This is a genomic window from Leptothrix ochracea, assembly GCF_041083635.1.
Lineage (GTDB): Bacteria > Pseudomonadota > Gammaproteobacteria > Burkholderiales > Burkholderiaceae_C > Sphaerotilus > Sphaerotilus ochraceus.
The window spans coordinates 11,953-30,678 of record NZ_JBFPHB010000006.1 but is presented as its reverse complement, the minus strand read 5'-3'; the positions used below and the strand labels follow the sequence as shown (position 1 = coordinate 30,678).

Here is an 18,726-nt window from a genome sequence, read left to right as displayed (position 1 = left end):
CACCTATGACTGCAATGAACTGGCTCGCGGTCTCCCCGGAGATCCTTCTGCTCGTGATGACCTGCGTCATCGCCATCGTTGATCTGTTTGTCGTGGATCCGCGTCGGCTGCTGACGTATGGGCTGAGCTTGGCCACGCTGCTGGCGGTGGCCTTTGATCACGCCATGCTGATCGACGGGAAAGCGCTTTTCCTGATGAATCGCATGATGGTCAGTGACGCGATGGGCCAGTTGCTGGCCTTGGTGTCCACGCTGTCGGTGGCGGTCACCTTGATCTATGCCCGTGCTTATGCCGGTGAGCGTGAGATGCTCAAGGGCGAGTTGTTCACGCTGAGCCTGTTTGCCTTGCTCGGCATGAACATCATGGTGTCCAGCAACAACATGCTGCTGGTTTATCTGGGCTTGGAGCTGATGAGCTTGTCGCTCTACGCTTTGACGGCCTTGCGCCGTGACAACAGCATGGCCACCGAAGCGGCCATGAAGTACTTCGTGCTGGGCGCCATTGCCAGCGGCTTCTTGCTGTACGGCATGTCGATGGTCTACGGTGCCACCGGCACGCTTGATTTGGACGAAGCCTTCCAGCGCATCGGCCGGGGCGACATCAACCACCAAGTGCTGGTTTTTGGTCTGGTGTTTGTGGTTTCAGGGTTGGCCTTCAAATTTGGGGCGGTGCCTTTCCACATGTGGGTGCCCGACGTCTATCACGGTGCTCCGACCGCTGCGACCCTCTTGATTGCTGGTGCGCCCAAAATTGCCACCTTCGGTATGGCCATGCGTTTGCTGGTGGACGGCATGCTGGGTCTGGCGGTGGATTGGCAGCAAATGCTGGCCATCTTGGCCGTGGCTTCGCTCTTGGTGGGTAACTTGGCGGCGATTGCGCAGACCAATCTCAAGCGCATGCTGGCCTATTCGACCATCGCGCAAATGGGCTTCATGTTGCTGGGTCTGATCTCGGGCGTGGCGCACGGCAACACCGAACTGGCCGGTGCGGCCTACGGCTCGGCCATGTTCTACATGATCACTTACGTGATCACCACGCTGGGCACCTTCGGCGTGATTTTGGTCTTGAGCCGCTACGGTTTTGAGTCCGAACACCTGAGCGATCTGGCCGGTTTGAATCGGCGCAATCCGCTGCTTGCGGGCGTGATGGCCGTGTTCATGCTGTCCTTGGCCGGTATCCCGCCGCTGGCTGGCTTCTACGCCAAGTTGTCGGTCTTGCAAGCGCTGGTGGCCACGGGCAGCAGCACCTTGATCGCCTTGGCGGTATTCGCGGTGGTGATGTCGCTGATCGGCGCTTTCTACTACCTGCGCGTCATCAAGGTGATGTACTTTGAAGAACCCGAAGACGAAAGCCTCTACCTCGAAGCTCCGGCCGATGCCCGCTTCATGCTGACCTTGAACGGTGCGCTGGTGTTGGGTTTGGGCGTGTTGCCCGGTGGTTTGATGACCCTGTGTCAGCAGTCGATCATCAAAGCGTTGTCGAATACCTGAACCCTCTGAATGCCCGAACGCGTATGGATGCCGCAAACCAAGGCTTTGGCCTGATTTTTATCCTGGCCTTGGCGGCTGCGAATGTGCCGTTTCTCAGCGAGCGGATCTTTCTGGTGGGCCCGAAGCGCGCCCCGAAGATCTTTGCTTGGCGATTGGTCGAGCTGGTTGTTTTCGGCTTGGGCGTGATCTTCACGGGTCGATGGCTTGAAGGCCGCTTGGGTCAAGTGCAAGCACAGAACTGGCAGTTCTATGCCGTGGTGCTGTGTGTGCTCTTGACCTTGGCGTTTCCGGGTTTTGTCTGGCGCTACATGCGGCGCACTCAGCCATGAGTTTGGGCGATGACAAGGCTTCTTGCGCCCATCTGCGTGAAGCTTGTGTCGAGTCCCAGCAAGTCTTTCGCGGCCACTTCCTTGATGTGCGCCGCGACCAAGTTCGTCTGCCCGACGGTAAATTGGCCTCGCGCGAATACATCGTGCATCCCGGTGCGGTGGCCATCGTGGCGCTGCTCGACGACGGGCAGTTCGTTTTAGAGCGGCAATTCCGCTATCCCTTGGGCCGGGCGGTGATCGAATTCCCCGCTGGCAAGCTCGGTCGGGGTGAGGATCCTTGGCACTGCGCTGTGCGTGAACTGCACGAAGAAACCGGTTACCGCGCCCGCGAATGGGCCTATGCCGGCATCTTGCACAATGCCATCGCTTATTGCGACGAAGGCATTGAGATCTGGTTTGCCCGAGGCTTGAGTTTGGGTGAACGCCATCTCGACGAAGGCGAGTTTCTCGATGTGTTCACTGCCACACCGCAAGCGTTGATGGACGGTGTGCGTGACGGTCAAGTGACGGATGCCAAGACCCTCATCGCCTTGTTGTGGTGGCAGCAATGGCAAGCCGGTGCTTGGCCGTTGACGTGGCAGCCCGAGCCCATGGGCGTTTTATCTGCCTGAGGTTGTTGATGAGGACGTTGCTGTGAAGGTGTTCGATCTTGTTTGCGCCCAAGATCACCGCTTCGAAGGTTGGTTTGGCTCGGAAGCCGATTACAACCATCAGCTTGACGTTGGCTTGCTGAGCTGTCCGATGTGCCACTCGCACACCATCCGGCGCCTACCGTCGGCCACCCGTTTGAACTTCGGGGCAACCGCCGCCCCCGCTCCCGCCCACACCGCATCTGCATCGTTGTCCAGCCCAGAAGGGCAAGGCGTGGAGGCCTTGTGGCAGCAGGCTGTGCAGCATGTGCTCAAGCACACCGAAGACGTGGGGGCGCGTTTTGCTGAAGAGGCTCGGCGGATGCACTACGGCGAGACCGACTCCCGCAACATCCGCGGCCAAGCGACACGGGAAGAGGCCGAGGCCCTTCAAGACGAAGGCATTGAGGTGCTGGCGGTGCCGTTGCCACTCATGCCACCCCGGGGCTCGCTGCAATAACCCGGCCAGGGTTCATCCGGTTGTCGGGGTCCAAGGCCTGCTTGAGGGTGCGCATCAGCCCCAAACCCACCGGATCGGCGCGCTGCGCCAGTTCTTCCTTCTTGAGCTGACCGATGCCGTGCTCGGCCGAAATCGAGCCGCCAAAGCGTTGCACCGCATCGTAGACCACCGCGTTGACGGCGGCTTCGTGCGCTTGTAGAAAGCTCGCCGCGTCCCCGCCTTCGGGCACTTGGACGTTGTAGTGCAGGTTGCCGTCGCCCAAATGACCAAAGGTCACCAGCCGCACGCCGGACAGCAGCTGGTGCAGGGCCGCGTCGGTCTGGGCCACAAAGGCGGGTATCGCCGAGATCGGCACGGCGATGTCGTGCTTGATGTTCAGCCCTTCGAGGGCTTGGGCCAGCGGGATGGCCTCGCGCAGGTGCCACATGGCTTGCGATTGCACCCCTGACATCGCCACGGCGGCGTCGGCAATCACGCCTTCGGCAAGTGCTTGACCAAGCAGGTCTTCGAGTCGCTGGTGGGCGTGAACGTCGTTGTCAGCGTCCGACAATTCGATCAGCACCATCCAAGGACTGGGGGGCAGCGGCTGTGGGAGCTGAGGGCAGTGTTTGCGCACCAGATCAAGTGCCAAGGCCCCCATCACTTCAAAGCCGGTGAGGGCCGCGCCCACCTGCGTTTGGGCGAGGCCAAGGAGTGTGACCAGCTGCTTGATGTCACCACAGCTTGCCAAAGCCGTCATCACCGTGCGGGGTTGGGGAAAAAGCTTGAGCACGGCGGCGGTGATCACACCCAGCGTGCCTTCGCTGCCGATATAGAGCTGCTGCAAGGCGTAGCCGGTGTTGTCCTTGCGCAGGCCCGATAGACCGTGCCAGATCTCGCCGCTGGGCGTGACGACTTCCAATCCAAGGCACAGATCGCGCGCGTTGCCGTAACGCAGCACCTGGGTGCCGCCCGCATTGCTGGCCAAGTTGCCGCCAAGCGTGCAACTGCCCTCAGAGGCCAGGCTGAGCGGAAAGAGCAGCCCTTGGTCTTGGGCCGCGATTTGTACGTCTTGCAGGATGCAGCCGGCCTCGACCGTCATGGTCAGGTTGGCGCGGTCGATGGCCCGGATGTGTTGGAGACGGCGCAGGCTCAGCAGCACTTGCTGGCCCGAGGTGTCGGGCACTGCGCCGCCGACCAAACTGGTGTTGCCGCCTTGGGGAACCACGGCGACCCGATGCGCATGGCAAAGCCGCATCACGGCGGCCACCTCGGCTGTGGTTGCTGGTTGCACCACGGCCAAGGCTTGGCCGACATAGCGCTTGCGCCAGTCACGCATGAACGGGGCTATGTCGGTCGGTTCAACCAGCACATGGCGTGCCCCCACACAGGTTTGCAGGGCGGCGATCAAAGGGAGGGATGTCATGGCGCCGGGACCGTGCTGTGAGGACCCATGGCGAGTCGCAGGCGGATTTGCACGGTGCACGCCGCAAACAGGCCGACCGCTAGGAGGGTTTGCGTGGCTGCCAAGGCCGCAGAGGGCATGGATTCTGTCAAGGCCCGAATCAAGCCTTCGGCGCTATAAGCCCACACCAACAGACTCAACCAGCGGGCGGTATAGAGCCGGTAGCGCCATAGGCCGGGCAGGGCGGCGGCAAGGGGCAGCACTTTGATCGCCCATGTGCCTCGGCCGGTGGGGGCCAGCCAAAGCTCCCACAGCAGGCCAAGCAGCACCAGTGCGGCGCAGAGGATCAAACAAGCAAGGCGGGCCCAACGAACCGTCGGAGGGGGCAAGGAGGAAATCACAGGGGTGGCAGACATCTTTGGCATGATAGTTCGCATGACCATGACCGCTTCCACGACCCGCATCCATTGGCGACAAACGCTAAGAACGTCCATCCATATCCTGCGAGCGCGTTTTCGTGAGGAGCGTTTGGGGGTCAGTGCGGGAAGCCTGACATTCACCAGCGTGATTTCCTTGGTGCCGCTGATCACGGTGGCGTTGGCGATCTTCAGCGCCTTTCCGATGTTCTCGACCTTCGAGACCTCGCTCCAAACCTATTTCGTCGATAACCTGATCCCGGACAGCATCGCCAAGCCGGTGATGCAGACCTTGACGCAGTTCTCCACCAAGGCCAATCGGCTGGGCACCGTCGGCCTGATCGTTTTGGGCGTGACCGCGCTCTCACTGATGTTGACCATCGACCGCACGCTCAACAGCATTTGGCATGTGCGCCAGTCGCGTCCTTTGGCGCAGAAGGTGCTGATTTACTGGGCCACCTTGACGCTTGGACCTTTGGTCTTGGGCGTGAGTTTGAGCTTCACGTCTTATGCGCTGACGGCTTCCAAAGGCTGGGTGGGGGCGCCGCCGTGGGGGGTTCACTTGTTGATGGAGTGTCTTGAATTCATCCTGTTCGCTTTGGCGATCTCGGGGTTATTTTGTTTTGTGCCCAACACCTTTGTGCGGTGGCGTCATGCGTTGGCGGGTGGGATTTTTGTCGCCATCGGCTTCGATATCGCCAAGCGTTTGATGGGCTGGTACTTGAGCAAGGTCACCACCTACGCCGCGATCTACGGAGCCTTTGCCATGGCACCGATTTTTTTGATCTGGCTTTATTTGAGCTGGGGCATCGTGTTGGCTGGTGCGGTGTTGGTGGCCAGTGCGCCGAGCTTGGGAGGTCAGGCGCTGCGGGATGTTTCACGGGTTGGGGGGCGCTTTGCGTTGGCTTTGGTCTTGCTGCGCCATTTGGCGGTGAGTCGTGCTGAGGCTGCGGGTGGAATGCGGATGAGCGATTTGGTGACGGTCAGCGGTGTGGAGCCGGTACACGTTGAACCGGTGCTGGAGGGTTTGATGGCGCTTGATTGGGTTGGGCGGTTAGACGAAGGGGGTGAGCCGCGCCATGTTTTGCTGATCGATCCTGCCCGGACCCTCGCAAAACCCATGTTGGAACAGATGCTGCTCAGTCACGAGCCGGAGACCGCTGCTTTCTGGGCTGTCACGCAATTAGAAAACGCCGCACTCGATGCACTGATTGAGGGCGCACCCCATGACGGTGGAGCCAAGCTCTAGGCTATATTGCTCGCAACACCCTTTCAGCGTTCTACCGGAGACGATCATGCATGTCAGCGACATCCTGCGGGTCAAGGGCCACGCCCTCTATACCGTGCCTCCCGAGCAGCCTCTGGCTGAAGCCGTTCGAACCATGGTCGAACGCGATATCGGTTCGCTGGTTGTCATGGAACATGGGCGCATCGACGGTATCCTGACTTTCAGAGAAGTGCTGCAAACGATCGTCAAAAATGGCGGTGAAATTGGGGTCGCTCTGGTGCGAAACGCCATGGAAGTTAAACCGCTGACGTGCACCCCAGAGACCGAAATCGATGCGGCTCGTCGTTTGATGCTCGGGCGTCATGCACGCTACATGCCCGTGATCGATGAAAACGATGAAGGCGGCACGCTCATGGGGGTGATTTCGTTCCACGACATCGCCAAGGCCGTGGTCGAAGCCCAAGACTTCGAAAACCGCATGCTCAAGGCCTATATCCGCGACTGGCCGGAAGATGAGGATGGCAAGCAGAACGAGGCGACGCTGGAAGCACGCTCGCAGCCTTGATCATGGCAGGGCCGTCATACCGGCCAGCAGCTCCATCGCCAAGATGACGATGTCATGAACGCTCAGGTTGATGCTGATCTGATTGGCGGCCAAAGCCAAGGCTGGATCGATACGGATCAACTTCCAGAGCGCTTCGACCTTGGCTTGACGTTTGTAAGCTCCTTGGTGGAGATCGCTGCCCTTGATCAAGCCGCGTTGCAAGCTGGCGAGCATCACGGGGCTGAGAAGTGCTCTGGCGTCGGCCAGTGATTTCTCGGTCGTTTGTCGATCGCCACAGACCTGTTCGTGACTGCGTTGCAAGATACGCAAGATCACGCCCATTTCCACCTCGCGACGGCGCCCGGTGATGTGCTCCAAAGTGCGTGGATCAAGGCCGCGATGAACGCTGAGCAGCTCGGCCTTCAGGGCCAAAGCTTGGCCTTCCATGTCGTGACGGGCCATCTTGCGATAAGCCTCTGACACCGTGTCGAGAAACAAGGCCAGATCGGCGCTCAACGTTGGATCGGCTTGGTTGTATCGACTGAGCAGCCCATTGCAAAGTTGCTGCAACTGGGTCAGTTGATGCAAGTGGCCGTGGAGAAAAACGTTCATGGCACTGGGCCCCTCTCCCGTGATGCGACGTCAATCGAACTCGACGATCAGGCTTTGCATGCCGGTGTTGGCGTCTTTGACCGACTTGATGAAGAACCCCTCTTCGTTGAGTTCGGCTTGCAGGGTGAAGACGGAGGAATCCGAGCTGCCATTTTTGACCACATTGGTTTCTGGATCGACCAGCAAGCTCTCGATTTGCGTCTTGGCAATGACCGTATGGGTGTTGATCGTGCTGATGATGTCCGCAACGGACTGATCGAACAGCTCGTTATTCGGGTTTTGCTTTTGATAGACCTCGCTCAAGCCCGCTTCCTTGATGGCGGTGTCAAAGATCAGTCGCCATGAATCACGGATCGTGATCTCGGGTTGGGTGGCCAAGGCGTTGCCAGTCAAATCTTTGTAGAAGATGCCGATCGTGTCATCCGTGGCCGATGCACCCATGGCACCTTCTGGGGCGGCCATCAGGAGCGGTGTCAGGGGTGTCAAAGGACTGAAGGGTTTGACAGGATTGATCGGGCTGATCGGCGTGATCGGGCTGATGATCGGTGTGATGATGGGCGCCACGGGCTTGATGGGCCGGTCGATGATGGGCAAGACCTTGATGGTGTTGAACTCAATCGTGCGAAGGATCAGTTGGATTTCCTTGCTGATGTAGTCCCTGAAGGCGGTTTCTTCCATGTTGAACCGAACAATCTGGGAGAACTTGGCCCCGGAAATAAGCACCGGCACCGTGAGATTCATTTTGGGTATTTTGAATCGTGGTGCCGAGAAATGGCGCAGCACTTCATCTTGGGCATACCGCTGCGCCACCTCGCGCGCATAGGCATCCGCCATTTCTCGGGCTTTGATGATCTCGATGAAGATATAGCCGGTGTAGTCGGATAAGGTGATTTCTGACATGTCTTTATCTCCATCGCGGCATCGCTGACTCAGGCTGCCAGCATGTTCAGGATCTTCTCAAGTCCCAGTGGAATTTCATCCTGAACCGCCTTGACATTCACATTCAAGGCATATTCTTTCTTGACTTCCACGCCCGTGGTTGATTGACGTTGGTAAGACGCAGAAACCTTGAAATTCACCGGGCCCCAACCACCACTGACCGAGGCATCAATGCCCAACTTGTCCGAAACCTTGGAGCTTTCGACCGAATTGAGCTTGACGTTGAAATCAATGATGACGTGCTCAATGCGCAAGCTGGGAATTTGCACCATGGCCAGCAGCGGCACCTTGATGTTGACATCGGTTTCAACCGGATTGCCGTCTTTATCCACATCCTTGCGGGTGTGTGAAAAATCGACCATCACCAACTCACTTTTTCCGGTGCTGGCATCGGTTTGGAAACCGACTTCCTTGATGAAGTTGATCGAGGCCATGGATGAGGCCACTTGAGCATCAACGGCCGCTTGCAGGGGCCCGCCGATCATCTTCTTGAAGTCAATGTTGTTGAGTTCGCTGGTCAGATCGGTGGACGGTGTGGCCCCCAGTGGGCCAACACCGCCCCCAAAGACACCGGTCGCCGTTTGCAGAGCTTGCTGGGCTCCACCCACGTGAGCCGCTAAAGCCGCAGAGCTGTGGTCATCGGTGGGGATCGATGAAGAAGGAACCATCGGGGTATCCGAGGGTGTGCCCTTGGGGGGCTTGGAGGTGGTCATGATGATGACTCCGTAGAACCAAAAGGAGGCTCGATCGGGTGTGTCACGGGATGGGCTGGTTTCGAGCCTGAGGGAGCCGACCCATCGCGGTCTTCATGGATCATCCAAAGTTGCCGGTATCCACCCAGCCCTGAGAAATCACCGACCACCAATCGGTGGCGAGCCGGTTCAGCACGTAGTCATAGGGCAACCAGCCGTAGCCGGCTTCGCCCCACCCGGTGCCCCAAGAGTTTCTGATCAGCAAGGCGCCGGTGGTTTCTTGGGCGCCGGGGGCGGTGTTCTTGATTTTGAGGGTGTCATCAAAGCCAGCGGCGATCACGGCATGGCCACCCAAGACTTTCTCGCCTGCGCTGGGGTAGGGCAAGCGGCCGCTCTGTGCACCTTGGGTGTAAGAGGCGTACACGGTGAAGCCAAAAAAGGCAGGCAGACCGGCTGCCAAATTCTGTTTGATCAACGCCAGAACGGCCTCTGGCGCGGTACCGGGGGGGTCATAGCGGTAGTAGTTGATTGTCTTGAAACTCTGGGCCAAGGCATAGGCAAAAGCCGAGGGCTCGACGTCATATTTGGTGATGTCATAGGGCCAATACTCTTCAGGGGGCACGCCGCAAAGCACCAAGGCTTCGAGGGTGCTGCGCAGAAAGGCCCCCGTATCGCCTGTCCAGTGCAATAAATTACGGGTGGATTTATATAAAAACAAACGCGAAGCGTCGATATGTTTGCCATAAGCACGCCGTTCGTAATATTCAACCAAACCGACGCCCGCATGTGCGGTGCAGGAGCTGATGCTGAGTTGATTTTCAATCGGAGAAAACCAAGCTCTTAAATCGACTGATTTGGGTAAGGCGGAGGCTGAATAAACGTTGGAGGTGGTGGTGGCCAAGAGTTTCTTGATCGAATGCTTTTGCCCCATTTCCTTGTGCCGCGCCTTGATTTTGTCATGCTGGGCGGTGTAATCGCTGAAACTTGGATAGTCCGGTAGCCAGCCAAACCGGGGGGTGGTTTCAAGACTTGACATGATCAAACCTCTTTGTGGCGTATGTCGTCGCCGATTCTGCGCCCAAACCAGCGCCTCGGTCTACTCTTACAATCAGCCCCTGTTCTCTTTCGTTCAGGGTGGTTTGAATCCATGTCCGGTAGCACTTTTGGCAAGCTTTTCTGTGTGACCAACTTTGGCGAGAGCCATGGGCCGGCCATCGGGTGTGTGATCGACGGCTGCCCGCCGGGTTTGGCGTTGTCCGAGGCTGACATCCAGCCTGATCTGGACCGGCGTCGTCCCGGCACCAGTCGCCATGTGACACAGCGCAATGAGCCCGATGCGGTCGAAATCCTCTCGGGCGTCTATCAAGGGCGCACCACCGGCACGCCGATTGCGCTTCTGATCCGCAACACCGATCAGCGCAGCAAGGACTACGGCAATATCGCCCAGAGTTTCCGGCCCGGGCACGCCGACTACACCTACTGGCACAAATACGGCGAGCGCGATCCGCGTGGCGGTGGCCGCTCCTCGGCCCGGTTGACCGCACCGATGGTGGCCGCTGGGGCCGTGGCCAAGAAGTGGTTGCGGGAACAGTACGGCACCACGTTTCGCGGCTGCATGACGGCCATCGGTGACCTTGACATCCCGGTCGAGGACTGGAGTCAGATCGGCTCGAACCCGTTCTTTGCCGCCACGGCCGACGCTGAGCGCATTGCCGCGCTTGAAGCGGCCATGGACGCGCTGCGCAAGGCGGGTGATTCGGTCGGTGCGCGGCTGCAAGTGGAGGCCTTGGGCATGCCGGTGGGTTTGGGTCAGCCGCTGTTTGACAAGCTCGACGCTGAGATCGCCTACGCGATGATGGGCATCAACGCCGTTAAGGGGGTCGAGATTGGCGATGGCTTCGAGACGGTGCGCCAGCGTGGCAGTTTGCACGGCGATGAGTTGTTGCCCGCAGGCTTTGCCTCGAACCATTCAGGCGGCACCTTGGGCGGTCTCTCGACCGGCCAAGACTTGGTGGTGCATTTGGCCATCAAGCCAACCAGCTCCATCCGGTTGCCCCGGCGCTCGATCGACATCGCGGGTGAGCCGGCGGTGGTCGAGACCCACGGCCGACACGACCCGTGTGTGGGCATTCGCGCTGCACCCATCGCTGAGGCCATGTTGGCGTTGGTGGTGATCGATTTGGCGCTGCGCCACCGGGCGCAATGCGGGGACGTGCGGGTAAGCACACCACGTTTGCCGGCTTCGGCGGCACAGCAGCCGGACTGAGGCCTTGCCTCCCGACCCTCATGCCGCACGACGGGCTCTGCCGGCCTTTGCGGCGTTGTCGGCCGCCTACTTTGCGGCGCTCGGTTTGTTCAATCTGTACGCCCCCCTTTGGTTCAAAAGTTGGGGCCTCGGACCTTTGGGTTTAGGGGTGCTGGCCGCGGTTCCCAGCCTGACCCGCTTGTTGGGTCCCTATCTGTGGGGTTGGTGGGCGGACCGGCATGGCGAGCGGGTGCGTTGGATTCGCCGCGCTTGTGCGGCCACGTGGGTCTTGGCGCTGCTCTATCTCTGGCCCGTGCCGGGCTTGCCGCTGGCGTGGCAGGCTGAGCCGCTGTTTTGGCTGGCGGCCATCACCGCTGGGGTGTTCTTGAGCAACGCCGGCATCATGCCCTTGGGCGAGGCGGTCGTGAGTCAGATCGTCTCGGCCGATGGAGCGTTGAACGCTGGGGCTTATGGCCGGGTGCGGGTTTGGGGCTCCGTCGGTTTTCTGTGCAGTGTGCTGGGTTTTGGCGTTTGGTTTGAACACATGGGCGTGGGCACCTTTGCCCCCGCGCTGCTGCTGATCTTCACCTTGGTGTGGGCCACCAGTTACTGGACACCGTTGCAACACGACGGTGTGCGTGCGAGCCAAGAAGAGGCGATGCCGTCGATGGCCCCGGTGCTGGCGCGGCCCGAGTTTCGCTGGGCGCTGGCAGGGATTGTTTTCACGGTGCTGGCGCATATGGCGCTCTATGCGTTCTTATCGCTCTATCTGACCGCCTTGGGCCATGGGCCGGCAGTGATTGGGGCCGCTTGGGGTGTTTCTGTGGCGGTCGAGATCGTTTGGTTCTGGTTCCAAGGTCGTTGGTTCGGCACCGCCATCCACCCTTGGTTGATCGCGACATCGCTGGTGAGTGCGTTTCGATTTGCTTTGACCGCGGCCGCAGGCATGCATTTATGGGTGCTTTTGCTGGCGCAGGCGCTGCACGCTTTGAGCTTTGCGGCGCAGCACACCGCCAGCGTGGCGTTGATTCAGCAGCACTTTCCGGGGCGTTTACGTGCCCGTGGCCAAGCGCTTTATTCGGCGGTCGGTTACGGCGTACCGGGGGTTTTGGGCAGTTTGGGGGGCGGCTGGCTGGCGCAGCATCTGGGCTATCAAAGCATCTTCTGGGCGGCCAGCGCCTCTGCCTTGATCGGAGCGATGTGTGCATGGCGTGCCATGAAAATGCCAAATTTGCTCGAAAAATGATTCGTTTGATGAAACTAGTCAGGTATTGCCAAGATTTATCCGTATAACGCTTACTATGATTTCTTGCGTCATAGATTGACCACAATCATGCCGATTAACTTTACTTGGATTTTTAATAAATCTAAGCGATTGATGAATGAGTTGATATTTGTCAATTTTAGAGGCGAGGGTCGATCCATCAATGCGCAACATTCCCCGGTATCGCTTAATTTGGGCTTCATGGATAGGGGTCGTTGGTGGTGTGGTTGCAACGATTCTTTTGTATCTTCCAAGCATGGATGCCGATAACCCTGGGCTTCAGTTCGGGGTGCTGGGATTGGTGGCGGGGGTCGGTGGGTTGGCGTTTGGGTTCATGGTGCGCCAGTTACATGCCTTGGCATCCGCCCTCGAACGCCATGCCTCTGCTGAGCAAACCGCTCAAGCGTTGCTCAAACAAATGCACTCCATCTTGACCACGGCACCGGTGGGCATCGCGTTCACGCGTTTTCGACGTTTTGAGATCATCAGCACCCGTTGGGCGGGGATGATGGGGTATTCGGAGGCTGAGCTTTTGGCCATGCCCACCCATCAACTGTTCGCGGATGTGACCAGCTACGAGACTTTGGGGCCCAAGGTGGCCCAGGCTTTTGCAGATCGCCGTGTTTTTTCTGAAGAATTCGAATTTCGCCGCAAGGATGGCAGCTCGTTTTGGGGGCGGCTACAGGGCAGCCCGGTGGATGAAGATGATGCCTCTTCCGGAACGACCTGGATTTTGATGGACGTGACGCATGAGCGCGATGCCCGCGAGCGCCTGTCTTGGATGGCGACCCATGACGCCTTGACCGGGCTGCTCAACCGGGCAGCTTTCGAGACGATGGTGGCCAATCGATTGAAGCATCGCCCGATGTCTTTGCCCGCAGCGCTGCTCTACATCGACATCGACCATTTCAAGAGCATCAACGACACCCATGGTCATGCAGCGGGCGATCAGGTGCTGATCGGTGTGGCCGACATCTTGCGTGCCGGGGTGCGTTCCAGCGATACGGTGGCACGTTTGGGCGGCGATGAATTTGCCGTTTTATTGATGGGGTGCGATGGCGCGGCAGCAGCACGGATTGCCGAGCAAATTCGCCAAAACGTCGAATCAAAGATATTCACGTTCGACCAAGATACTCGGCAAGCGGCCGTGAGCTTGGGTGTGGCTGAGTTTGATGAATGGACGGTCGATGTGCCCACGGCCATGCAAGCCGCTGATGTTGCGCTTTATAAGGCGAAGAAATCGGGCCGAAACAAGGTGCGCACCAGCGGGTTTTCCGATCTTGATGAAACATCGTCCTCAGGTCAGGGCGCCGGGGATGGTCTGGGTCTCGAAGGCCTCGAGAATATCTAGACACGCACTCAGGTTGACCAAATCGACTTTCCCAGCGGGGCTCTTGTCGTCGCTGATTTTGTGATTGCTACCGTTGAGGGCCCGCCACCAGCCGCCATGCTTGGGATCGACAAAATGCTTCCACGCAAAGCTCCAAAGGCGGTCATACCAGTCCCAGTAAGCCCCGCTGGCGGTCTGTTGACCGAGTAAGGCTGCGGCACAGAGGGCTTCTGCCAAGGCGGTGTGATGTCGGGTGGCGTCGCACACCTGATGATCCAATCCCAAGCCTTGGGCCAAACCGTCATGACTACGGTCCCAGCCAAGACGGGTGCTGAGCGCAAACAGCTCCTTGGCCCGTTGGGCCAGGGGATGCAGCTCGTTTTGACTCACTTCCGAGGACAGATCTTGGTCGATTTGCAGCAGCAATCGAGCCCACTGCAACTGATCACTGATCTGATACCCCCACGGGCGGGTGCGTACATCGAAATCCCCCGGATGATTCAGATCGGGCGTCCAGTTGGCGAGGTAATGGTCCCAGATCAGACCCCCGGTGCGTGGCGCCAAATGCATGCAGATGGTTTCAGCCACTTGGGCGGCGCGTTGCAGCAAATGCTCATCGCCGGTCGCCGAGAACGCCACCATCAAGGCTTGGCAGACATGCATGTTGGCGCTTGGCTGCTGGTAGCTGTCATCCGGTTGCCACGACTCCACCGACGCCCGTGCGCCTGGACTATAGAGCCCTGTGGCCGGATCAAAGACGTGTTTTTCCAAGAGGTCGAAAACGGCCTGCAAGCGTGGGCGTGAGGCCTCAAACCCGGCCAGCATGGCGTGGGCATGGGCCATCAGCACGTGGGCCAGTCCGATGGTGTACTGGGTGCCATCCACCACCGTTTTACGGTGTTCATGCCATTCCAACGTCCAAGCATAGCCACCGGTATGTGGGTCGCGGTGCACATGCTCCAGAAAGGCCAAACCGTGGTTCATGGAACGTCGCCAGACTTCGGCTTGGGCATCGTCTGGAAAGTGCTGGAGCATGCGTGCGTGCATGGTGATGAAGCCTGCACTGCTCAGCAAATGACGCCGACTCGGGTTGTAGACCCGGCCATCGTCTTTGTAATAGTGAAAAAAACCGCCACTTGGATCGACGCAACGCCCGTCGTAGAACGCCATGATTTCGTGGGCGTGACGACGCAAAAAGGCGGGGGATCGAAAGTCGGGATGGGCACGCATGGGATCAAGGGCTTCCGTCGCAAGAGGTCAACGTTTACCGGACTGTAGCCGAGCCACCCATCAAATCGAACCTTATTCGTTGACCTCTTGCATAGAACGCTGCGCCGTGGTGCTTAGAACTTGTGATGACAGGTGTCTTGCCAGCCCGTGGGTCGCAAATCCAGGGCGGGCACCGGCTGTTTGACCTGGGTGGCGTCAAAGGTGCAATCGAAGGTGGCGCAGGCGTTGGCGTCGTGCGCCGAGCAGTAGTTCCATGCTTCTTCAAAGGACGCGCACTGTGCACTGCGGTTCTGGTTATCCAGCTTGGCTTGCACGCACAGGGTCTGCTTGGCCTGCGCGCTTGGCTGGCTCGATGCACTGTCCTGCCAAGTGGTTTGGCAGCGTTGTTTTGCAACTTCAGCGGTCGGTGCGCCGGGGGCCGACATGGTTTGCAGCCAGCAGGCCGCGACGAAATCAAGCTGCTCATCGGCCAGCAAATCGTGGCTGCCTGCGCACGAGGCCGCCGGATCACCGGGACAGCAGTTGTAGCTCGTCACATCGGGATGATTGGTGGCGATCCAAGGGGTCTGGCGCGCCTGACCGCCCAGTGGGGTCGTGCCGACGTCCATCACTTTGACGGTCTTTTGACCGACGATCTGCGCCCATGTGGCGCGTGGGGCGCTGCCGAACACCGCCACCGGCAAGGTCTGCTTGCTGCTGGCGTGTGGTGGGCTGCTGAGCAGTTGCAGGGTGGGGGTGAGGTAAACGGCGCCTGTGGGGCTGTTGAACCAGGTTTGCGGATTGGGCAAGAGCTTTTCCGCGCCGCTGCCGGGGGCAGCAATCGGTCGGGAATCGACGATGGCTTCAAAAGCGTGCGGGTTGGTCGCACCGGCCGCGCCCATGATCCGTTCCCAGCGGCACATGGTGAAGTTGTTCAGATAGTCCTGTCCCGTGAGCGCAGGGATGGGCGGATAGTCGAGAAACAGCACCGAGCGCTGTGCTGCCATCGGCAGCCCCAAGGGCAGATACAAGGCCCAAGGCTGATGGGCCACGGGCTGCGGGTCCCAGCAAGCTGGAGCGGCTGGGGAGGTCTGTGCGGCCTGACAGGCCGTGACAGCGCTCAAAGCCGCTTGCGCATGGGTGGCGTCCAGCAGTTGGGGGTGGACCTTGGCATAGCGCTTAGCCACAGTTCTGCCTAACGCGCTGGTGGGCTCAATCTTGACCCGGACTTGGATCTGCCCCTTGCTCTTGGGAAAGCTCACCGTCACCTTGGCGTCGGTCACGCCGTCGCGGGCCAAGGATTGCAGGGTGAATTTTTCGATCGTGGCGGCCAAGTCAGGATAGTTGCCAGCGTAGTCCGCCGGTAACCACGACGCATCCGGGTAAAGGCGTTGCACCGTGGCTTTGGGACCCAGGGTGTAGCTGATGCTGGCGGGGGTCGTTGCCGCTGTTGCTGTGATCGAGGTAGCCGCCAAGACGATGCTCAAGGCCAGCGCCTGCATCAGGGGTTGAAAACGGGATTTCATGAGGGTGTCTTAGCTGTGTTGGCGGACCAAGTCCTGGATGAGTCGGTGCAAGCTCTGGAGGTCATCGGCCTGAGACAGCAGCTCTTGGCTCAGCTGCTGGATGCGGGCCGGACGGAGCTTGTGGCCGATCAGCGACTCGATCAGGCGCGGCAGCATCAAGCGGTGCAGGTCGTGCAGCGCAATGCGGTCCGGGCTGCTGCCGTCCGCCGGGAACTCGCTGTCGTGCGGTGCTTCGAAGCTCGGCTTGTCCCGGCGTGGGCTGTGGCGCCGGAGCAGGCCTTCGAAGCTGGGAGCGTGATCGGTGCGATCCCCCAGACCCCAGCGCGAGCGTGGAATGCCGTACCACTGCAACAAGGTGGCCATGAACGAGGTGGCGTCATAGGCCACCGGGGTGCTGGAGCGGAAGACAGTTTTTTTGTCGATCCACGGTGACACCACGAGGGTGGGGACGCGCACGCCCAGCCGGTCGAAGCGAAATCCATCGATCTCGTCGTTGGGCCAGGGGTTGTGGGCCGTGGGCGGCGGGACGTGGTCAAAGATACCGCCGTGTTCGTCAAAGGTGATGACCAGCAGCGTCTCATGCCAAGCCGGGCTCGATTTGAGGGCTTCGTAGATCTCGTTGAGGGCGCGCTCACCCGGCACCAGATCGGCCCCGGGGTGATAGGAGGTGGTGCCGTCCTTGGCGATCCAGACCGGTTCCAGAAAACTGAATGCCGGCAGGTGCCCCGCCTTGGCGTCTTGCTTGAATTGTTCGATCCCGGCGATGTGTTGGCTGGGGTTGGCATCGACCGAAGGGATCTGCCCTTTGAGGAAGAGCTGATAGGTGTGGACAAAGCCGAGCCACTCGACCGAGTTGTAGATCTTCCAGTCCGTGAAGCCGTTGGCCCAGAGCACCTTCCACATCGAGGGTCGATGGGGCGATTCAGACCAGTGGATGTACTGGTTGCCGTTTTGAAAGTTATTCAGTTGTCCGAGCGTGGAGCCGGTGAAAGCCAGGGCCCGGTTCGGATCGGTCGGGCCGGGCATGGCACTGAACCACGCATCCGAGACGGCGAATTGGCGCGCCAAACCATTCAGGACCGGCAGTTGTGCCGGGGTGTAGGTGCCCATGACGGCATCGCCCCCGTTGTTCCAGACAAAGCCGCCCATGTTCGGTGTGGCTTGGTTGGCGTAACCCTGTTTGTCCAGGAAGTAGAGCTGCCGCAGCACATCGGAGTTGTCGTGATACGGATCGTTGGGCAAGAAGTCCAGCGGTTGGTGGGGATCCGGCTTGCCGCCCAGGTACTTGTAGAGCGGGACCACCCTTGACCCCTCCTTGGCACCCGGATCGATGTTGTGCATCGCAAGAGTGGCGCCCTCAAAGGGGCCGTCATGCCCCAAGAAGTGCATGCCTTTCTCACCCTTGTCATAGAGCCAGCCGCAGACGTGATCGAAGGAGCGGTTTTCGACCATGTAATAGACCACGTGCTTGATCTTCGAGCGCATGAAGTCGATCGTGCCGGGCTGCTCTTTGCGGACGGCGTCGATGGGCAGCAGCGGCTGAAAGCCGGTGATGCTGGTGTTGGCATCAAACTCGGGCGGCAACACACCGCTGCGCACGGGGCCTGTGAGGGGATTGCTGCTTTGGGGGTCGAACTGCCAGAGGCGGTACGCCCCGGTGGCGGGCACCCAGTCCAGCACCAAGTCGCCGATGGCCACCAGTTGGTGCTGGCTGTCGATGTCGGCCCAGCAGCCTTGCTGGATGGCGGGCAGAGAAAGAGGGATGGCCTGTTGTGGATCAAAACTCCAAAGCCGGTAACGGCCGCTGTCGACCTCGCGATCAAGCACGTAATTGCCCAGCGGGATCAGTTCGTGCCCGATCTGAATGTCGTTGAACGAGCCTTGAGGGCTGTAAGGCTGGGGCAGGGGATCGCTGCGTCCGGGGGCTTGGGGGTTGGGGTCGAAGTTCCAGAGCTGAAACGTACCTCGGCCTTCGGTCGGGATGACATTGAGCACAAAGCTGCCCAAGGGAATCAGCATCAAAACGTCGCCCGAGTCATAGCCTTCATGGGCGCCGTTGGGGTTGCCAAAGTCAGGGCGGTACTGCCAGAACTTGGTCTTGGTCCAAAGCCCTTTTTGCACCGTCTTGCCGGCCAGCGGATCGGGGCTGTTGGGATCGAACTCGAAGAGCCGATAGGGAAAGCACGGCTGATAAGCCTTGAGGGTCAGGGGGCCCCACTCCAGCAGGTAGCGACCGATGGGCACCATCTGATGGGTGTGATCGAAGCGCGCTTCGGCGCTCAGCGGCAGTGGCTGGAGCCAGTTTTCAGCGCTGAGATCCATGCGCCAAACGCCGTAGCGATCATCGACCTGGCTGCGGCTGATGAGGAAGTCGTAGCGCTCAAGCGCTCCGGCGGTGTTGCGTGCCATCACAGAGACTCCTTTGGGGT

At 59.8% G+C, this 18,726-nt stretch carries 18 protein-coding genes; 9 read left to right on the top strand and 9 right to left on the bottom strand.

The annotated features are described in order from the left end of the window. Positions 1 to 5 precede the first annotated feature (5 nt). The 4 genes from nuoN to AB3X39_RS02645 are packed head-to-tail and all read left to right on the top strand — an operon-like array spanning position 6 to position 2,908. Positions 6 to 1,490: an NADH-quinone oxidoreductase subunit NuoN gene (nuoN, locus tag AB3X39_RS02660; RefSeq protein WP_369415810.1), complete on the top strand. Its 1,485-nt coding sequence runs from the start codon at positions 6 to 8 to the stop codon at positions 1,488 to 1,490. Between the two features lie 23 nt (positions 1,491 to 1,513). Further along, positions 1,514 to 1,819, top strand: coding sequence for a DUF2818 family protein (locus AB3X39_RS02655; RefSeq protein WP_369415809.1), 306 nt, complete (start codon positions 1,514 to 1,516; stop codon positions 1,817 to 1,819). Beyond that, positions 1,816 to 2,430, top strand: coding sequence for an NUDIX domain-containing protein (locus AB3X39_RS02650; RefSeq protein WP_369415808.1), 615 nt, complete (start codon positions 1,816 to 1,818; stop codon positions 2,428 to 2,430). The genes AB3X39_RS02655 and AB3X39_RS02650 overlap by 4 nt, the downstream gene beginning before the upstream one ends. 22 nt (positions 2,431 to 2,452) lie before the next feature. After that, positions 2,453 to 2,908, top strand: coding sequence for a DUF1178 family protein (locus AB3X39_RS02645; protein ID WP_369415807.1), 456 nt, complete (start codon positions 2,453 to 2,455; stop codon positions 2,906 to 2,908). Here AB3X39_RS02645 and AB3X39_RS02640 read toward each other — a convergent pair. Together AB3X39_RS02640 and AB3X39_RS02635 are read right to left on the bottom strand one after the other, a co-directional pair. Beyond that, positions 2,880 to 4,313: an FAD-binding oxidoreductase gene (locus tag AB3X39_RS02640; RefSeq protein ID WP_369415806.1), complete on the bottom strand. Its 1,434-nt coding sequence runs from the start codon at positions 4,311 to 4,313 to the stop codon at positions 2,880 to 2,882. The genes AB3X39_RS02645 and AB3X39_RS02640 overlap by 29 nt on opposite strands. Beyond that, complete coding sequence (locus AB3X39_RS02635; RefSeq protein WP_369415805.1) at positions 4,310 to 4,708, bottom strand: DUF2069 domain-containing protein; 399 nt, start codon at positions 4,706 to 4,708, stop codon at positions 4,310 to 4,312. Before AB3X39_RS02635 ends, AB3X39_RS02640 begins: the two co-directional genes overlap by 4 nt. 25 nt (positions 4,709 to 4,733) lie before the next feature. On the opposite strand from AB3X39_RS02635, the gene AB3X39_RS02630 reads away from it, so the two are divergent. Then, positions 4,734 to 5,957: a YihY family inner membrane protein gene (locus AB3X39_RS02630; RefSeq protein ID WP_369415804.1), complete on the top strand. Its 1,224-nt coding sequence runs from the start codon at positions 4,734 to 4,736 to the stop codon at positions 5,955 to 5,957. Positions 5,958 to 6,003: 46 nt separating this feature from the next. After that, on the top strand, positions 6,004 to 6,501 hold the full coding sequence (locus AB3X39_RS02625) for a CBS domain-containing protein (protein ID WP_369415803.1): 498 nt from the start codon (positions 6,004 to 6,006) through the stop codon (positions 6,499 to 6,501). Here AB3X39_RS02625 and AB3X39_RS02620 read toward each other — a convergent pair whose 3' ends face one another. The 4 genes from AB3X39_RS02620 to AB3X39_RS02605 form a co-directional block, all read right to left on the bottom strand. Continuing rightward, complete coding sequence (locus AB3X39_RS02620) at positions 6,502 to 7,092, bottom strand: hypothetical protein (protein ID WP_369415802.1); 591 nt, start codon at positions 7,090 to 7,092, stop codon at positions 6,502 to 6,504. It lies immediately after the preceding gene. Between the two features lie 30 nt (positions 7,093 to 7,122). Further along, positions 7,123 to 7,992, bottom strand: a complete 870-nt coding sequence (locus AB3X39_RS02615) for a hypothetical protein (protein WP_369415801.1) — start codon at positions 7,990 to 7,992, stop codon at positions 7,123 to 7,125. A gap of 29 nt (positions 7,993 to 8,021) precedes the next feature. After that, a complete protein-coding gene (locus tag AB3X39_RS02610; protein ID WP_369415800.1) occupies positions 8,022 to 8,744 on the bottom strand; it encodes a DUF2589 domain-containing protein in 723 nt (240 codons plus the stop codon). A 100-nt stretch (positions 8,745 to 8,844) separates the two neighbouring features. After that, positions 8,845 to 9,759, bottom strand: a complete 915-nt coding sequence (locus AB3X39_RS02605; protein WP_369415799.1) for a C1 family peptidase — start codon at positions 9,757 to 9,759, stop codon at positions 8,845 to 8,847. 111 nt (positions 9,760 to 9,870) lie between these two features. Here AB3X39_RS02605 and aroC point away from each other — a divergent pair, with 111 nt between their 5' ends. From aroC to AB3X39_RS02590, 3 genes are all read left to right on the top strand, one after another. After that, entirely contained in the window at positions 9,871 to 10,989 is a 1,119-nt protein-coding gene (gene aroC / locus AB3X39_RS02600; protein ID WP_369415798.1) for a chorismate synthase, read from the top strand. Positions 10,990 to 10,993: 4 nt separating this feature from the next. Beyond that, the gene (locus AB3X39_RS02595; RefSeq protein WP_369415797.1) at positions 10,994 to 12,214 is read left to right on the top strand and encodes an MFS transporter; all 1,221 of its coding nucleotides are present in this window, start codon (positions 10,994 to 10,996) and stop codon (positions 12,212 to 12,214) included. 274 nt (positions 12,215 to 12,488) lie between these two features. Next, positions 12,489 to 13,583: a GGDEF domain-containing protein gene (locus AB3X39_RS02590; protein ID WP_369415796.1), complete on the top strand. Its 1,095-nt coding sequence runs from the start codon at positions 12,489 to 12,491 to the stop codon at positions 13,581 to 13,583. Here the strand turns inward: AB3X39_RS02590 and AB3X39_RS02585 are convergent. The 3 genes from AB3X39_RS02585 to AB3X39_RS02575 form a co-directional block, all read right to left on the bottom strand. After that, positions 13,530 to 14,792 carry an AGE family epimerase/isomerase gene (locus tag AB3X39_RS02585; protein ID WP_369415795.1) on the bottom strand — a complete coding sequence of 421 codons (1,263 nt, stop codon included), beginning with the start codon at positions 14,790 to 14,792 and terminating at the stop codon, positions 13,530 to 13,532. The two genes, AB3X39_RS02590 and AB3X39_RS02585, sit on opposite strands and share 54 nt — an antisense overlap. 113 nt (positions 14,793 to 14,905) lie before the next feature. Beyond that, complete coding sequence (locus AB3X39_RS02580) at positions 14,906 to 16,297, bottom strand: hypothetical protein (protein ID WP_369415794.1); 1,392 nt, start codon at positions 16,295 to 16,297, stop codon at positions 14,906 to 14,908. A gap of 9 nt (positions 16,298 to 16,306) precedes the next feature. Next, positions 16,307 to 18,706, bottom strand: coding sequence for an alkaline phosphatase family protein (locus AB3X39_RS02575; RefSeq protein ID WP_369415793.1), 2,400 nt, complete (start codon positions 18,704 to 18,706; stop codon positions 16,307 to 16,309). Positions 18,707 to 18,726: the final 20 nt, after the last annotated feature.

What these genes read in the sequence shown, in the direction of transcription:
- nuoN (WP_369415810.1), top strand. Translation starts at nt 6, where the DNA reads ATGACTGCAATGAACTGGCTCGCGGTCTCCCCGGAGATCCTTCTGCTC.
- AB3X39_RS02655 (WP_369415809.1), top strand. Translation starts at nt 1,514, where the DNA reads ATGGATGCCGCAAACCAAGGCTTTGGCCTGATTTTTATCCTGGCCTTG.
- AB3X39_RS02650 (WP_369415808.1), top strand. Translation starts at nt 1,816, where the DNA reads ATGAGTTTGGGCGATGACAAGGCTTCTTGCGCCCATCTGCGTGAAGCT.
- AB3X39_RS02640 (WP_369415806.1), bottom strand. Translation starts at nt 4,313, where the DNA reads ATGACATCCCTCCCTTTGATCGCCGCCCTGCAAACCTGTGTGGGGGCA.
- AB3X39_RS02635 (WP_369415805.1), bottom strand. Translation starts at nt 4,708, where the DNA reads ATGTCTGCCACCCCTGTGATTTCCTCCTTGCCCCCTCCGACGGTTCGT.
- AB3X39_RS02630 (WP_369415804.1), top strand. Translation starts at nt 4,734, where the DNA reads ATGACCGCTTCCACGACCCGCATCCATTGGCGACAAACGCTAAGAACG.
- AB3X39_RS02625 (WP_369415803.1), top strand. Translation starts at nt 6,004, where the DNA reads ATGCATGTCAGCGACATCCTGCGGGTCAAGGGCCACGCCCTCTATACC.
- AB3X39_RS02620 (WP_369415802.1), bottom strand. Translation starts at nt 7,092, where the DNA reads ATGAACGTTTTTCTCCACGGCCACTTGCATCAACTGACCCAGTTGCAG.
- AB3X39_RS02615 (WP_369415801.1), bottom strand. Translation starts at nt 7,992, where the DNA reads ATGTCAGAAATCACCTTATCCGACTACACCGGCTATATCTTCATCGAG.
- AB3X39_RS02610 (WP_369415800.1), bottom strand. Translation starts at nt 8,744, where the DNA reads ATGACCACCTCCAAGCCCCCCAAGGGCACACCCTCGGATACCCCGATG.
- AB3X39_RS02605 (WP_369415799.1), bottom strand. Translation starts at nt 9,759, where the DNA reads ATGTCAAGTCTTGAAACCACCCCCCGGTTTGGCTGGCTACCGGACTAT.
- aroC (WP_369415798.1), top strand. Translation starts at nt 9,871, where the DNA reads ATGTCCGGTAGCACTTTTGGCAAGCTTTTCTGTGTGACCAACTTTGGC.
- AB3X39_RS02590 (WP_369415796.1), top strand. Translation starts at nt 12,489, where the DNA reads ATGGATGCCGATAACCCTGGGCTTCAGTTCGGGGTGCTGGGATTGGTG.
- AB3X39_RS02585 (WP_369415795.1), bottom strand. Translation starts at nt 14,792, where the DNA reads ATGCGTGCCCATCCCGACTTTCGATCCCCCGCCTTTTTGCGTCGTCAC.
- AB3X39_RS02580 (WP_369415794.1), bottom strand. Translation starts at nt 16,297, where the DNA reads ATGAAATCCCGTTTTCAACCCCTGATGCAGGCGCTGGCCTTGAGCATC.
- AB3X39_RS02575 (WP_369415793.1), bottom strand. Translation starts at nt 18,706, where the DNA reads ATGGCACGCAACACCGCCGGAGCGCTTGAGCGCTACGACTTCCTCATC.